We start from the raw sequence: 16,888 nt of genomic DNA, 5'->3' as shown, positions 1-16,888 counted from the left end.
GTGAAAGCAGAAAGCGCGGTACCTACAGTTCCTATTTTTGGGATTAGAGTCTCCAAGGTTGATATGGCAGCAACTGTTGCTTATTTGACAGAGGCGGTTCATACCCGTATCCCGCATCAAGTGATTACAGCTAATCCGATCATGGTTATGGCTGCTTTGGAAGATCCAGCTTATATGGAGATAATGAAGTCAGCTGAATTGGTTGTCCCAGATGGAACCGGTGTGGTATGGGCTGCTAATTATTGTAAGGAGCCTGTAACCGAACGGGTAGCTGGTTTTGACCTGTTACATGAATTGATGCAACAGGGTGAAAGATATGGTTGGAAGGTATATCTCCTTGGTTCTACACCTGAGGTGATTCAGGAAACCGCTGAAAGGTTACAATTGCAATATCCGCGTGTTATTATTGCAGGATATCATGACGGTTATTTTGGTCCGGAATCGGACGATGAAATTATTGCTGGAATTGTTAAAACCAATCCTGACTTATTATTTGTGGCCAGAGGCGCGGATAGTCAGGAACCATGGATTGCAAAACACAAATCCAAGTTAGGTGTTCCGATCATGATGGGGGTCGGCGGCAGCTTTGATGTAATTTCTGGCAAGAGCAAGAGAGCACCAAAAGTTTTCCAAAAAATGAGAATTGAATGGTTGTACCGTTTATTAAAAGAGCCTACGCGGTACAAAAGAATGCTTGCGTTGCCGAAATTCGCATTAAAAGTGGCGCGTGAGAAAGATAAAGTAACAAAAGTCTAGTCAAATGCCGATATTCACCTAGAAAATCAGATGAATAGCCTAAAAAAGGGATTGGAATTTGTTTTTGTAACAGCGTATAATTCAATGCGGTAGAGAAATGGGGGTCGACTGATCAAATGTTAATCATATACATCGCTGGATTTATCGTATGCATGGGACTCGCACTTGGCCTCACACCTTTGGTGAAGAAATTCGCCATTAAGATTGGTGCGACAGATGTGCCGAATGCTCGTAAAGTGCACACGAAAATTATGCCCCGCCTTGGCGGATTAGCTATTTTTCTGGCGTTTGTGTTAGGCCTGCTTGCCGTATTGCCGATTATTCCATATGAGTTCACTCCGCGGGAGGCCAACTTCATCAAAGCGCTGCTGTGTGGCGGCGGACTGATTGTACTTATCGGAGGGTTGGATGACCGATTTGAATTATCAGCAAAGTTGAAGCTGCTGGGCCAAATTGTTGCAGCATGTATTGTAGTTTTCGGTTTTGGTATTACTGTAGATTTTGTGAATATTCCATTTAACAATACGTATTCTTCATTGGAAAGCTGGATTGCTATCCCGCTTACGATTTTCTGGATTGTTGGTGTCACCAATGCTGTTAACCTGATTGACGGGTTGGACGGGCTTGCTGCTGGTGTATCAGGGATTGCGATTGCTACGATTGCGGTAATGGCTTTCTTGATGGGTAACACGATGGTTGCCATGTTATGCCTGTTGCTTCTGGGTAGCATAATCGGATTCTTGTTCTTCAACTTCCATCCCGCCAAGATTTTTATGGGGGATACGGGATCGCTGTTCTTAGGCTTCTGCTTAGCTTTACTTGCTTTGCTAGGGTTTAAACAGATTGCCGTGGTTTCGTTTATTACACCTTTGCTTATTATTGGTGTACCGTTGTCGGACACGTTCTTTGCGATCGTGCGCCGTAAGCTGCAGAAGAAACCAATCTTTGCACCAGACAAAGGTCACTTGCATCATTGCCTTCGCGAGCTAGGCTTTAGTCATCGTCAGACTGTGCTCATTATTTATGGTATTGCTGCATTTTTTGGAGTTTTAGCTGTTATTCAATCCTCTGCCGCTCTTTACGAGGCGAACTGGGTTACCTTCGTAGTCATCTGCATCATGCTCTTCTTCTTGCAGATCGGTGCGGAAGTTACAGGTTTGATCGGTAAGACTAAACGTCCGCTGATTGATTTCTTTTTAAGAATTCGTATGAAGGCTAATCCGGAAAGAGGTTCCAAATCTTAATTTATTAATGGTATTATTCTAATATTTTCTATAACTAACAAAACTCATCCCTTTTCGGATGAGTTTTTTGTTGTTTTCCCTAAAAATATCGCTTCCTATGACCGATAAAGAACAAAGTGAAGGTTTACGAGAATTTATACTCAAAGGAGAGATATAACACATGCAACGCTTTAAGAGACCGTTCGTTTGGCTGATGCTGGCGGCTTTGATCGTTTCTATGTTCCCAGGTAAATACACGCCCATAGCGGCAGCGGCTACCACAACATACTTCAGTCCGGATGATCTCACGCTGCGGAATACAATTGAGCTGAAACAGGAGATTGTGCCGGATAATGATTCGAATGCCAAATATAATATTTCTAGACAAACTGTCTACAAGACAAGCAACCCAAATTTCTCAATTACTGGTACGTATGCTCAAGTAACAACTTCTACAATGAAGGTCACTGTGCAGCAATTGACTCAGGATGGTAGCAAGTGGGTTACTGATGCTACTCACTCAACAACAGGTGCGGTTACAACTGATACTACGAATCCTACTAACCGTTTTATTGCTAGCGGTCTCACATTGTTTACTGGTTATAATAAAATTACTTTCTCAGGGATGCAGGGTACTTTAGAACGCTCAGAGTCGTTTTATGTCCTCTATGACAAGGTTCCTTATATATCGTCTCTGCAAGTGCTCGGAGGTGGACCTTCTGCGATTAATCTGAATGAGGGAACTAAGGTTGTTGTTCCTAATCAACAGATCACGCTTCAAGGTAATGTGACCAATGCCACTCGAGTTGGCGTTTCTCTGAATGGAGGATCATCGCTGCAAACCTCATTGCTTGAGGATGGTACGTTTTTCACACCAGCATTAACGTTGAAATCAGGAGAAAATACCTTGGAGATCGTTGTGCAGAATGCAGCGGACTCGATTACTATTAAACGCTCAATTTATTACTTTGATACAAATAGACCTTTTACTGATTTGCAGATTTATCATGGGGATGGAACGAATTATAGAGCCCACAGTATTCTTGATAATGTTCCTACACTAACTGCTTCAGATACTACTGCAAATATCATAGGACAAGTTCTCCTACCTTATAGTGCAAGTGATAAATCTTTTGAAGATGATCATACAGTCAAAATTAATGATCAGGTTGTTCCGGTTAAAGTGTTAAAGTCATATACGATTTCGGCAGATGGTGTTTATGTATCAGTGGCGGGGAATGCTGGAGAGCAGAAGGAAATAGTTATTCCGGGCCCAGACGGTGTGACGCCTCAATACCGACTGGTTTCTTTTGAGACTACATCACCGTTTACCCTTGCTACAGGTTCTGGCAATGTAGTGTTATCTATTAAATATGGATCTTACGAAACCTCAACCAAGGAAAGTTATAAATATCTGAAAGATGAGACCGTGATTACAGATATGTTCTATCTTTCTGGATATACAGAACCTACATCGGGAAGTGTAGACATTTCTTCCGTTTCTAAACTAGCGTTAAATGGTTCTCAGGTCGAAAAACCGGATTTCTACATTCTGGTGAAAACAAATGTTGCTGCAAAAGCTGCAGCGAAATTGCAGGCCTCTTACCTGCCTTTAGGTGCTTCATTAGTGTTAACAGAACAAACTAATGTTACAAACTTAAAGGATAATGAAAAGGTTTATAAAGTTGAAGGCTTCTCGAATGGACAGCAAAAGGTTAAATTTCAATTTTCGGGGTCTCAGTCTTTTTATAATGCCGATATTGCCTATGTTTCGAAGAACTATATTTATGTAGCTAATTTGAATGACGGGCAGACTTATACCTTTAATTCAGCTACTGGCTCTAATAGTATGACTATTGCTGGTGAATATATTGGATTTGAAAGTATCGGTAATCCTCAATTCTTCATTAATGGGATTTCGAATGAAAAAATAATTACAGATGCACATAAAGATGGATACAAATTTGATGTAACGCTCGCTAATCCAAAGTTTTCATTTGATTTACCTATATCCTCTTCCGGTCCACTAGTTTATGGCGAGAACAAGATTGTATTTGTTGGAACCTCGATGGATAAGGCAAATAATAAAAGAGAAATTCGAAAAGAACTACGAATTTATATTATCGATACGAATGTCTCGAATTTGTCGCAATTCCATCCGGCTATATCAAAGGGGCGAGTTGATTTTACCCATGATTTAGTGAAGGACTACAATGAAAAAGAGCTTAATGACATTTTAGGGTTAACTTCAGAGTTTATTTATAAAGATGAAAAGTTCGTTACAAGTCAAACCAAATATGATTTGGTACTAAGGGGTGGAGCTGCAACTAAGCTTAACTTGTACCAAGGATCAGATCTCTTTCTCTCTTTTGGTAGTGAAGTTTTAACAGCAGATGCTGCCGGACATAGAAAGTTGAATGAATTCACTTATAATAAACAAAAATATTATTATGATTTCTCGGGTAACAGCACAGAATTTATGCTTCGTATTCGTGATATCCCAGCTGAAACCGCTGGAAGCATTGTTTATAATCTCGAATTAATTAATGATACAGGTGCACGTACGAATCAACGTCTAGAAGTTGTTCGGGAAGTATCTCCATATCGCATACTGTCTCCAGTGGCAACAGTAGGTGAACAGATTGTAGTTAACAAAAACTTTGTTCGCTTTGATATTGAAGCAGAAGGTGCGACTAAAGTCATCATTGATAAATATGAGGCTGAAAAGCGTACAGATTTGCCAAATCGCTTCACATTGGACTATGTGGGGTTAAAAGCAGATAAAGCAACAACAATTAAAATTCAAATTGTACGAGCAGATTCTACTCTCAGTGATACGGTAAGTGTGTATTATGCAAGTGCGGTTCAAGTAGATACGCAATATATGGCCGAGAAAGTTGCAACGAAGTATAGTGCGTTTAATAAAGGACTTGAGCTAAGCTTCCCTAAAGGAACACTTATGAAAGGTTACACTACCTCAGGGGCAGCTAAGTATTATCCAGATACAAAGCTATTGTTCGGAATAGCTGATCCTGTAGATGGTGTTGTTGAACGTAAAAATGATTATGGGAATACTATCAACGTTGATTCTGATGCCCGGACACCAGGGGGCTTGAGTACACTGTTGATTCCCTCAGATCTAGTATTGCGGTTTAACTCAACAGTAGAAACTAATAACTTCTCACGTGTGTCTGATATTTATTGGCTCAGCGGTGGACTTGGAGAGAAGGGTGCGAAAGGTACGGCTCTTTATAAACCAGCAACTAATGGGATCGCTCCATATTCTATAGAAGGTAATTTCACGCAAATTGAAGCTGAACGCAAAATTGTACCTTCTCAGCGGGGTGAACTTACACTAACCTTTAATCCAAATATTGTTGATGAGGTTGGCACAACGATTACAGTTTTCCGTTATACAGATTCCGGTCAATGGGAGAATATTGGCGGAGAAGTAGATACAAAGAAGCACACGATTACAGTCCCATTTGATCAATTTGGGTATTATACTGTAATGAAGCTTCGTCGTGGATATACGGATATTACTAATCATCCATGGGCAAGAAATGTTCTGAATGGCCTTTATTCTAAAGGCATTATGAAAAATTTGCGTTTTGACCAATTTGGCGCGGATAATACAACTACTCGGGGCGAGTTTGCTACATTGTTAGTGAAGGGCTTGAGTCTTCCGTTAAACTATAATAACAATCAGCAGACTTTCTTCGATATTGTTCCGGAGGCAGTTTCTACCACTTGGGACTTCAAGCATATTGAGACTGCAGCAAGAGCAGGTATTATTACTGGATTAAGCGATGGGTTCTTTGGTCCTGACCAACCTGTTACACGCGAACAGGCGGCTGTGATGATCGCTCGGGCACTTAAGCTAAAGATGGCTACAAATGACAACAAGCTGTTAACTAGTCTATCCAAATCTTTTGTAGACACCGGTAATATGGATTTCTACTCTCGACCAGCCATTGAGGCAGTTTCCAAGGCAAAGATCATGGAAGGCAGTGCAGTGACGATTACAGGGCAGAAGAAGCCTATATATAATTTCAATCCAAAGGGCAAGCTTACTCGTGCAGAGGCTGGTAAGATTGCTGTAGAGCTACTTAAAAAGAGCACAAGTATTTTCCCAAAAACATTTAACTAATTGATTAGAATTAAAAAACGGCCAATCTCGCGAGAACTTTTGCGGATTGGTCGTTCTTCTTACTACTTTAGTGGAGCAGCTACAACCCGCATTTCCATTTGTGTATAAGGCGGTGGAGGAAAAAGCGTAAACTTACCAGCGACATAAATTTTGTAATCTGCACCGATTTACGATACAATAATGTAGAAAATATTATTTTCTGAAAGGTGAAAGCCATCGATGAAACCGATTTTATCAAAAGCACAGCTGGATTACATGAAAGCCAAGAATATGTTTGAGAATAGAGCAAAAGTGTTGGAAAAGGAAATTGCAGCTAAGCGCGCATTACAGGAAATTACTCAGGAGGTCATGGAAGAGCTTGTGCAAGCAACAGGATTCCATGATTCGTACAACGAGCTTGTTGTTACTGAGAACGCTCTGATCGAATGGTCTCATACTACAATCAAGCATGAAAAGAGCTATCGCGAGAACCGCGCAGCTATTGATGCAATGTATGACAATGTGAACTCGAGTCCTGAGAAACGTCAGGAATTGATCCAGTTATCTATGAAGATTCGTTAGAAACAACGTAATAGAAGCAAGCGCCGATACCGGCGCTTTTTTGTTTTATTTGTAGGAATGTTTAAATTATTAGCACTAGTGTTAATGATTCTTAGTAAATATTGCATAATGACGTTTAGAAAGCGACTATGATATACTATTTTCCGTAGGCGCCCATGATTAGCAATAGTTAGTAGAACATACATATGTATCTTCTAATGGGATCTCACCGGAAAATATAAAAAGAAGATTTTTTTTTGAGAAACCGCAACTTTTTCAAATCTTCTGCGTTTAAGGTGTAGAGTCATTTACACAGGGGCTGAAATTAACCGCTGGTAAAGCCAATTTGAACAAATGGAAAAATTAGCTTTACGTGACTTGAGGCACATTGTATAATACTTAGGTATAATTAGGAATCTAGTATTGTCATGTCCTAAAATCGTTTACCAGTTTCTGTGATACCCGTCACAGACATTATTTATACTTAATTTGCTCAACTCTGGAAAGGGGGTGCATCGGCTAATGAGTGATATGAGCTACTCAACTAAAGAAAAATCTCAGTTTATGAACGTCCAAGGAGGAGAAAAAAAGGTTATGAAGAAAATTTTATCCGTAGCATTATCTACAGCAATGGCATTCTCGATGTTTGCCTCTGTAGCGTTTGGTGACGCAGCAACAACTCCGCAACAAAAATTTGATGCTTTGGCAGCGAAAGGTATTCTTAACGGATACCCAGATGGTCAAGCTCACCTTGAAAAAGATCTTACTCGCGCTGAATTCGCGAAGATCGTTACTAAATTGTTTGATCTTACAGAAGTAACTAACAAATTGTCTTACAAAGACAAAGGTTACAATGCTTCTAACTGGGCAGTTCCTTACATCGAAGCTGTTACTGCAGCTAACTTGATGCAAGGTAAAGATACTGTTAAAGGTATCTTTGATTACAACGGTAAAGTGACTGTTGAAGAAGTATCGGCTGTATTGTTCCGTGCTTTGAAACTGGAACAACCAACTACAACTGACAACTCTGCATCCGCATGGGCTAAAGGTTACGCTCAAGCAGTAATCGACGCAGGTTTGGTTGCTAAAGACACTAACTTCAAAGCTAACGCTAGCCGTTCTTTGGTAGTTGAAACAGCTTATGCTGTTGACCAAAAGCTTACAGTACCACAATTGACTGTAGCTTCTGCTGAAGCAGTAAGCCCAACTAGCGTAGTTGTGACTTTCTCTGACAAAACTACTACTACTGTAACTTTGACTACTGCACTAGTAGAAGGTGTTGAAACTCCAATTACCTTCAAACACAATGATCGTGATTACACAACTAAAGTAACTTTGGCAGCTCCAAAAGTACTTGCTGCAACAGCTCCAAATGCTAAACAATTGGTACTGAAATTCAACCGTGCCATTGATGCTTCTTCACTGATTTCCAGTGACAAAATCAAATCAGGCGTTGTGCAAGTAGTTCCAGTGAACGGTGCACCAGCAGTTGCTGTTGACGGATCTTACGTTTCCTTGAACACAACTACTAACGAAGCAACAATTACTTTCCCTAACACAGATTATTTGAAGGGCCAATATACTGTGGTTGTTACAGACGCTGTTAAAACAGCAAGCGGAACATCTTTCGCTACTTATACTAACCTTATAACTGTTGCTGATACTGTTGCTCCTACTGTAGTGAGTGCAACAGCTGTAGCTAAAACAACAACTAATACGGTTACTATTCAAGTAAGCGAACCTGTTAAGAGAGCTGGAATCATTGCTTATGTTAACGGTGTAGCTTCCACTGCAACAGTATCTAACGATACTTATGACACTATTACTTTGACTACTGGAACTCTTGACAGTGGAAAAACTTATGATGTTTCCTTGTTGAATCTAACTGACTTTGCAGGTAATGTAGCTAATCCTAACCCGATTAAAACTACTGTAACTGTAACTTCTGATACTGCAGCTCCAACAATTGCAAGCATCACACCAGTAAGTGATAAGTACCTTGATGTTAAATTCAATAAAAAAGTGAATTATGAGTCCTTTATTGCTAATGTGAAATTGCTTGATGCTTATGGCGAAAGCAAAGGTACATTGAGCGTAGAAACTAAACAAAATAGTGATACTATCAGACTGCAAGTTCCAGCTGGATTTAAACTTCCAGAATCCGGTACTTTCACTGGTACACTTTCGTTTGGCGCAACAATTAAAGATACTCTAGGTAACACTTTGGGTGCTGTTGTTACTCAACCAGTAACTCTTACTAAGGACGCTACAGCTCCTACAGTTGTAAGTGCTGTGTTCACAAGTGGTAAAGGATTGGTAGTAACATTCTCCGAAAATATCGATAGTACTTTCGGTACTACTGAAACTCCAACTTTGGTCAACGATACTACTGGTAAGTTGGTTAAATTTGAAGATGGTGCTAACTTTAGCGGTGCTAAAATTGACGGTGCTACTGTAACTTATCCAAATGTTGCTCTAAGTGGTCCGTACACTTTGCGTCTGCCAGCAAAATTGGTTAAAGATATTTCTCTTGCTGGAAACACTCTTGCAGCAAGTTCTGTTACAGTGACTGCAGCAGCAGCTTCCTCAACTGATACTACTAGACCAACAGTTGGTGAAATCACCTATACAGACAGCGTTAAAAACGGTGCTGATATTAAAGTGGTTGTGAATGCATCTGACGATAAAGGCTTGAATGTATCATCATTGCGTGACTTGAACAGCTATACTTTGGCTGGTAAAGCACTTCCAGCTGGTTCAACCACAGTAATTACTAATTCCACTGGTTCTGATCTTACTAAGCCGCTTACTGCAACAGTTGAAATTACAATTCCTAAATCTGCAATTAGCAAAAATGATACCTATAACTTTGTAGCAGTTGGTATTACTGATGCTGCTGGTAACGGTAGCTATGCTAAAGATAAGGATCTTGTTCTGACTGACAGAGTAGCTCCTACATTTACTGGTGCTGCTGTATCTTCAGGCGATAACTCAATCTTGGTATTGAGCTTCTCTGAAAATGTTAAGAACGTTAAAGTTGATGGATCTGACTTCAGTTTCATTATCAACTCTAGCCCTGTAACATCTGGCATTACAATTACTAAAGGTGCAGGAAGTGACGCTGGTAAATACTATGCTTCATTTACTCAATACCCTAACTTGAATGCTAATAACATCAATACTATTGAAGTTAAAGTACTTGATTCCAGTAAGATTACTGATGAAGCTTCCAACGACATCACAACTGGTACAGTACAGTACGCTAAGTAATCTCCGATTACTGAAGCACAGAATAGCCTCTTCGGAGGCTATTCTTTTTTTTATAGGTTTTTATCCCCAATAATGAGGAGGAACTTCTTTGAAATCGGTATGGAAAGTAACAACCGCTGCTGTATTACTAGCTGGTGGTGTATGGGCTGGTTCTTTGTTAAACATTACCGCTGAAGGTGCAGGTGTTGGTTCTCAACCCGGTACATCGGATGATCCTGTAGTTACGAAAAGCTACGTAGATCAGCAAATTCAGAAAGCACTTTCGGGTGGCACAGTAACGACTCCGATCGCGACTGCTACACCTGCGCCTAGTGCAACCACAGCACCCGTAGCTACACCTGGCCAAAATAGCAGTGATGAATCTGTAATTGTCGATGTGAAGCCTGGCCAAACTTTAATTGCTTCGGCAGGTGCTGAATTTATAGTTCGCGCGGGTAAAGCAGTCATCGTATCACAGGATGCGAATGGAGTGGCCGATTTAACAGATGGTAAAGATCTTACAAATGGACTAGCTGCACCATCTAACCACTTATTGTCCTTCCCTCGTGATGGTCGTGGAATAGCTGTTCAAGAGGGTCAAAAGCTAGGTCTTGTTGTGATGGTTCGTGGTGGATATACCTTGAAATAATCTGTAATGATATATATTCATAATGCCCGTAAACGGACTTAATCATACCTTTAAACTGTTTTCCAAAGTTACAAATCATTGGCGCGATTGAAGATTAAGTGATGGACGCACAATATTCCTGTAATCTTACAAATTCACAGGAGGTGCTGTAACATGGCACGTAATAATCGTACAGTCGTACCTGAAAGTCGGACAATGCTGAAACAAATGCAATATGAAATTGCAGCTGAATTTGGTTTATATGGGGCTCATTATGGAGGCGGGGCAGACACGGAATTTGCTTCTGAGTTAGGCGCAGTCGGAGGCAGTGGTTCTGGCCGTAGTCAGTACCTTGGACATCTGAGTTCAAGGGATAATGGGTCTGTTGGAGGAGAAATTACGAAGAGACTCATTAAGCAAGCTGAACAGTCTCTTTTTCAATAATATCAGGGGGTAGAATGCCCTTATTTCCTTAACTGATATTGCTTTTTATAGCGTAAAATCAATATTCATACTGTCACGGGGGGGCTTGTGTTTAATTGACACCACCCCCTAAATAAGATAATATGACTTTTGAGGAAAGCCTTAAACCTTTTCCATATGGAAAAGGTTCATTTTTTGAAGAGTTTAGTGAATATAGACATCAAATTTTGCGAAAATCCTTCATAAAAAGAAATCAGGCAAACCTGAATTTATTTATATTATGTAGTTTTATTATTTGGCCTGTGATCATTAAGGAATCCCTTATACAGTGTCAGACTAACCATATGGGAGGTTGTTATACTTGTCTATTAAAGGGCGTCATTTGTTTACTTCTGAGTCCGTTACGGAAGGGCATCCGGATAAAATCTGTGACCAGATTTCCGATGCGGTATTGGATGCATTTTTAGTTAATGATCCAAATGCACGTGTAGCCTGCGAAGTAGCAGTAGCAACAGGTCTTGTATTGGTGATCGGGGAAATCAGTACCAAATCAGAGTATGTTGATATTCCTGCCATCGTACGCAATACCATTAAAGAGATTGGTTACACACGTGCAAAATATGGATTCGACTATAATACTTGTGCTGTGTTGAGTTCTCTTAACGAGCAATCCGCTGATATTGCTCAAGGCGTTAACTCTGCTCTTGAGCACCGTGATCCTGCTCAAGTGGCTGAAGAAACAGCTAATATTGGTGCGGGCGATCAAGGGCTCATGTTTGGTTTTGCTACGAACGAGACACCTGAACTGATGCCGCTACCGATTGCTTTATCACATCGTATTGCACGTCGTTTATCTGAAGTTCGTAAGAACGGAACCTTGGACTATCTTCGTCCAGACGGCAAAACACAAGTTACAATTGAGTATCAAGATGAAAAACCTGTACGCGTAGACGCTATCGTAGTATCTACACAACATGCTGAGGAAATTTCTCTTGAACAAATTCAGGCGGATATTAAAGAACATGTTATTCTGCCTGTTGTTCCTGCGGAACTGCTTGATGCAGAAACCAAATACTTTATTAACCCAACCGGACGTTTTGTTATTGGAGGTCCTCAGGGGGATGCAGGTCTGACTGGTCGGAAGATTATCGTCGATACATACGGCGGATATGCCCGTCATGGTGGCGGAGCATTCTCGGGTAAGGATCCAACTAAAGTGGACCGTTCAGCAGCTTACGCGGCTCGTTATGTAGCTAAGAATCTTGTAGCTGCTGGTTTAGCCGACAAATGTGAGATCCAACTCGCCTATGCAATTGGTGTAGCTACTCCTGTCTCGATTAATGTGGATACATACGGAACAGGTAAAATCAGTGAAGAGAAAATGGTTCAACTGATCAGCGACAACTTTGATCTTCGCCCTGCGGGCATCATTTCTATGCTTGATTTGCGTAAACCGATTTATAGACAAACTGCAGCTTACGGTCATTTCGGACGTACTGATGTTGATCTTCCATGGGAACGCGTAGATAAGGCAGAATTGCTAAGAGATCAAGCTGGATTGTAATTCATCATACGGTCTTATAATATGTTAGCCCGCAAGTTGGCACCTACTGTCAGCTCTGCGGGCTATTTTTGCGTGCGAACACGAGCAAGGCTAGCGAATCTAGCCATAGGGAAGTAGACTACTAAACTTTGCCAGCCTTTTAGCCGAAATATAAGAATATACATAAAGACGTTAGTATGGCTTGAGAGGAGTCTATCACGGAATGAAAAGAAAAATTTCAATATGGACGGCACTTATTCTAGCGGGAGAGTTAGTACTTGGTTCGGGATATCCTGCTATTGGAGTAGGGAATTCAGCAGTGTATGCTGCATCAGAGTTTGGTATAACAGTCTCACCAGCGCCTGGAGCAAGTTATGTAAATATCGGATCATCTCTTAGACTGAGCTTTGATCGTCAAGTAAACCCACAGTCTGGTGAAATTACCATCACGGGTCAGGGTGATAGTTCACCTTTTTTAACGATTCCTATTGGTAGTTACGGTCTAATTGGTAGTTCAAAAGATTACGAGCTTAAGCTAAATCAACAGTTTACTTCAAACAAGACCTATACAGTGACAATCCCTAAGGGGTTGTTCAAGGATAATGATGGTAATGAGTCAGGAGATACTTCATGGGCATTTACCACCGCACCTGAGAGTAATGCAGCGATTACGGCAGGCAACTTTACACCTGCTAATAATACAAGAGTGGATGCTGGAGCCCTTAAAGAGCTAAGTCTAACCTTAAATAAAAACCTGAAAAAAGGTGGAGGTTCCATCCGAATTTTGTCGTCTGCAGATAACGCAACCGTGCAGGAGTTCAAAATAAAGGATGACGAATCTAGAGTAAACGTTCAGACTGATGCTAACTCTACTACAGTTAAATTAACATTGGATAAAGCATTGGCTACCGGAGCTAATTATTATATTCTTATTGATTCCTACGCTTTTAAGGATGTTGATAATCGAACTTATTCTGGCATTTCTAGCGGTAATGTATGGAGCTTTTCTACTAAGGGTGTGGCTGAGATTCCAGTGACTCCCGCACCAGCAAATGGAGCAGGTGGGGTATCTACCACTGGAGGACTGCAACTTACTTTTGATCGTCCTATGATGCCTGCAGGCGGAGTAATTACAGTATCTCCAGGGGCCGCTAACGATGCTAGAACGAGATGGCTTAATGTAAACTCCCCAGCCGTTACAGGAGGAAGCAGCAGGACTATTACCTTGATTCCGGCATCAACAGCGTCACCCCTGCTAAACAGTACGCAATATACGGTGACGATTCCGCAGGGAGCTTTTTACGATCAAGATGGGAATGTATTTCCAGCTTCGGGTGTGTATACCTGGACATTTACAACGGCTTCTTTGACAGGACTTAACGTAAGCGCGCTAAATCCAGCTGACCGGAGCGAATCCATAGCTAACAACCGATCATTATCTATCACATTCAATCGTGATGTGAATTATAACAGTGCTGTGGCAAATGGTGTAGCGCTTTATAAAAATGGTGGAGCACAGGTTCCAGTTACTGTTAACCGGAGTACAACTGCAGTAAACGAATATGTAATTACGCCTAAAACAGCTTTAGATAGCGACTCAACCTATTATATTGATATCGCTAAAGGGGCTTTTGTAGACGCTATTGATGCTAATGTTATCTATGATGGACTAAATGGCAAAAATTCATGGAGCTTCCGGACCTTGTCTCAGGACAAGACAGCTCCACAGCTCACATCTGCATCGCTCGAGAACAATCGGACCATTCGTTTAAAATACAATGAGACGCTTAACTCTTCCATTGCATTGTTGAGCTCCAGTTTTAGTGCTACGGTGAATGATGAGAGTCGTACAATTGAAAGTGTTTATATCCAGGGAGACAGCGCCTATGTGGTGCTCAGTACAGGGGTAGCGGTTGGACAAATCGTGAAGGTTAGCTATACAGGTGGTCTGCGGACTATTCAAGATCCAAGTGGAAATGCAGCCAGCACTTTTAGCTCAAAGCAGGTCACTAACACTATCGAGTCCTCCATGCCTACACCAAAGGATGGGCGGATCACAGGTAGAACCGTAGCATTGAATTTCAATGACACCTTAAAGGCTGTTTCCACTTACGCACATAGTCAGTTTCTAGTGACTTCAGATGGGGGATCCCTAGGGGTTAACTCCATAAGCTCCAGCGGGAACACAGTATATTTAGGGTTAAACAGCGACGCATATAACGGCCAGGCCGTTCGTGTCTCCTATTATGCAGGCTCTTATCCTTTGCAGAATTCTTTTGGACAAAATATTGCGGATTTCACAGATTTCTATATTCGCAACAGCAACGATACAATTCCACCCGTGTTCCAAAGTGCAACCGGAGGTGGAAATAAAATCCTTCTGAATTACAATGAAGGCTTGTCAACAACTAACCTCCCGATGAACAGTCAGTTCTCTGTACTTGTTGGCAGCACTCCTAACTATGTTACGAATGTATCGGTCAGTGGCTCACAGGTTACGCTGACGCTCCAGAGTGCTTTGACGGTGAATCAGAATGTTACTGTCTCCTATGTTCCGGGAACTACCGGAATAAGCGATTTAAATGGAAACCGTGCAGCTTATATTAACCTGCAGCCTGTGTCCATCTCGGAAAATAGCGGTACTAGCATTCCTGAAATTAGTTCTGCTACCATCAATGGCGACGAGCTTACGGTTACATTCAGTAAAAACATGCAGGCATCCGGTTCCCTCTATGCTAATCAGTTCGGAGTTAGAGCAGATGGAAGCAGTATGGGCGTACAAAATTACTCTTTGTCAGGGGATATTTTAAAAATAACAACCTCTTCACTAGTAAAGACTGGGCAAACTATCGATTTGTCCTATATGTCAGGTTCAGGTACGATCAAGGATTTGAACGGTAATATACTGTCCTCATTCTCTTCTCTCTCTGTTAAGAACCTAACCGGCGTGAGCACCGGAACGGGAAATCGTCCATCCTATCTAGGGACGCTTGCAACAAGTGAGTTTGGAAAAGAATACGCGTTGCTGAAGAGTGACTCTTCACAAATCGTGGATGACCGTTCGTTATACAATCAATCTGTAAAAAGATATACCTTAAACGCAGATCGCCTGGCGGCCAGTTATGAATATCTGTATAAGGCGAGTAGTGATACATTAGCTTTTGAGGTGCCTGCTACAGAACAATCGGCCTATGTGACTGTTCCTTTAAAGCCTATGCTTGATGCTGTTAACCGTAGTAAAGCCACTAAATTTATGATTCGTTATGGCGATCACTTATATAGCGTTGGATTAGACGATATCGATATGAACGGATTAGCGAGTAGCTTGATTGCAGACAGTAAAAATATCTCGTTGGTGTTCCGATTAGAAAAGGTTCCGGCAGGTACGTTCTCCCCATTTGAACAAAAGCTAAAAACTATGGGGATGCAGAGCGTTACAAGTCTTATGGATGTCCGGGTGACTGCGATAGTTAGCAGTAATTATTCTAATGCTAAGGCATTATCTGTACCTGGAGAATACACGGTGCGTACAACTTCTTCATTAAATAGTGCGCAGACATCTGCCGCTAGACTGGATCTTTCCTATTACGATGCAGCCTATCTGCCAACAAAAGTAAGTACGGTTGGTAGCTATACAATTATTCGTGCTCGTACAGAGGGTAATCAGGTGTTAGGAACCTTTTTATCAACCCGGGCCTTCTCAGATATGAGTAGGCATTGGAGTAATTCGATTGTAGCTGAGCTTAGTGCAAAAACTATCATTGATAGCAGCTACGGGACTACATTTAGTCCAGAAAAAAAGATTACCCGTGCAGAGTTTGCAGTAATGCTTAGCCGGGGACTTGGTTTGCTGGGCGATCGTGAGACCGCACAGCGCTTCCGGGATGTGCAACCTTCCACACAAACGGGAGACTATATTGGTGCAGCAGCTAAGGCTGGTATTATTACAGGGAACACGGATGGCTCCTTCCGGCCTAATGATAATATCACTCGTGAGCAAATGGCAATCATGATGATTCGGGCAATGGAATACACCAAACATCCTATTACTTTAAGCGGCACTTCTGCCTCAACACTGGCTCGCTTTAAGGATAAGTCCAAAATTCAGAATCAAAGTGCAGAATTCGTAGCTAAAGCTGTGCAATCGGGGATTATTTTGGGAATGACCACAAGTGAGTTCCAACCTCAGGGTAATGCCACTCGTGCACAAGCTGCTGTGATGCTGCATCGGATGCTGAAGCAAACAGATTATTTGTAGAATTAATAGATTGGTAAAGCCTGGCATTCTGCTGGGCTTTTTTTTATGTTAATAGTTTGTGTAACGTGACTCTATAAAGCTTGAAATCTCTCAATTTCGCAACTTTTTCGCTTATTTT

The 16,888-nt window shown here is 41.4% G+C and carries 9 protein-coding genes; all 9 read left to right on the top strand.

Annotated features, from left to right (window positions below):
* The 9 genes from NST40_RS29075 to NST40_RS29035 all read left to right on the top strand — a co-directional run bounded on the left by NST40_RS29075 (position 1) and on the right by NST40_RS29035 (position 16,770).
* Positions 1-756 (top strand): WecB/TagA/CpsF family glycosyltransferase, encoded by a 756-nt coding sequence (locus NST40_RS29075; protein ID WP_076276916.1) that lies wholly within the window; start codon positions 1-3, stop codon positions 754-756.
* A gap of 116 nt (positions 757-872) precedes the next feature.
* Complete coding sequence (locus tag NST40_RS29070; protein WP_036681523.1) at positions 873-2,000, top strand: MraY family glycosyltransferase; 1,128 nt, start codon at positions 873-875, stop codon at positions 1,998-2,000.
* A gap of 160 nt (positions 2,001-2,160) precedes the next feature.
* Positions 2,161-6,129, top strand: coding sequence for an S-layer homology domain-containing protein (locus NST40_RS29065; protein ID WP_076276915.1), 3,969 nt, complete (start codon positions 2,161-2,163; stop codon positions 6,127-6,129).
* A 219-nt stretch (positions 6,130-6,348) separates the two neighbouring features.
* Positions 6,349-6,690: a hypothetical protein gene (locus NST40_RS29060; RefSeq protein ID WP_036681520.1), complete on the top strand. Its 342-nt coding sequence runs from the start codon at positions 6,349-6,351 to the stop codon at positions 6,688-6,690.
* A gap of 501 nt (positions 6,691-7,191) precedes the next feature.
* On the top strand, positions 7,192-9,939 hold the full coding sequence (locus tag NST40_RS29055; protein ID WP_076220030.1) for an S-layer homology domain-containing protein: 2,748 nt from the start codon (positions 7,192-7,194) through the stop codon (positions 9,937-9,939).
* Between the two features lie 88 nt (positions 9,940-10,027).
* Complete coding sequence (locus tag NST40_RS29050; RefSeq protein ID WP_076220031.1) at positions 10,028-10,567, top strand: hypothetical protein; 540 nt, start codon at positions 10,028-10,030, stop codon at positions 10,565-10,567.
* Positions 10,568-10,720: 153 nt separating this feature from the next.
* Complete coding sequence (locus tag NST40_RS29045; protein WP_036681516.1) at positions 10,721-10,990, top strand: alpha/beta-type small acid-soluble spore protein; 270 nt, start codon at positions 10,721-10,723, stop codon at positions 10,988-10,990.
* Between the two features lie 340 nt (positions 10,991-11,330).
* Complete coding sequence (gene metK / locus NST40_RS29040; RefSeq protein WP_076276914.1) at positions 11,331-12,533, top strand: methionine adenosyltransferase; 1,203 nt, start codon at positions 11,331-11,333, stop codon at positions 12,531-12,533.
* Positions 12,534-12,735: 202 nt separating this feature from the next.
* Positions 12,736-16,770, top strand: a complete 4,035-nt coding sequence (locus tag NST40_RS29035; RefSeq protein ID WP_076276913.1) for an Ig-like domain-containing protein — start codon at positions 12,736-12,738, stop codon at positions 16,768-16,770.
* Positions 16,771-16,888 lie beyond the last annotated feature (118 nt).

Source organism: Paenibacillus sp. FSL R10-2778 (genome assembly GCF_038593035.1).
Lineage (GTDB): Bacteria > Bacillota > Bacilli > Paenibacillales > Paenibacillaceae > Paenibacillus_AQ > Paenibacillus_AQ odorifer.
This window is presented reverse-complemented; position numbering and strand designations above follow the sequence as displayed.

Coding starts and splice junctions, on each gene's coding strand:
- NST40_RS29070 (WP_036681523.1), top strand. CDS start 873: ATGTTAATCATATACATCGCTGGATTTATCGTATGCATGGGACTCGCA.
- NST40_RS29065 (WP_076276915.1), top strand. CDS start 2,161: ATGCAACGCTTTAAGAGACCGTTCGTTTGGCTGATGCTGGCGGCTTTG.
- NST40_RS29060 (WP_036681520.1), top strand. CDS start 6,349: ATGAAACCGATTTTATCAAAAGCACAGCTGGATTACATGAAAGCCAAG.
- NST40_RS29055 (WP_076220030.1), top strand. CDS start 7,192: ATGAGTGATATGAGCTACTCAACTAAAGAAAAATCTCAGTTTATGAAC.
- NST40_RS29045 (WP_036681516.1), top strand. CDS start 10,721: ATGGCACGTAATAATCGTACAGTCGTACCTGAAAGTCGGACAATGCTG.
- NST40_RS29035 (WP_076276913.1), top strand. CDS start 12,736: ATGAAAAGAAAAATTTCAATATGGACGGCACTTATTCTAGCGGGAGAG.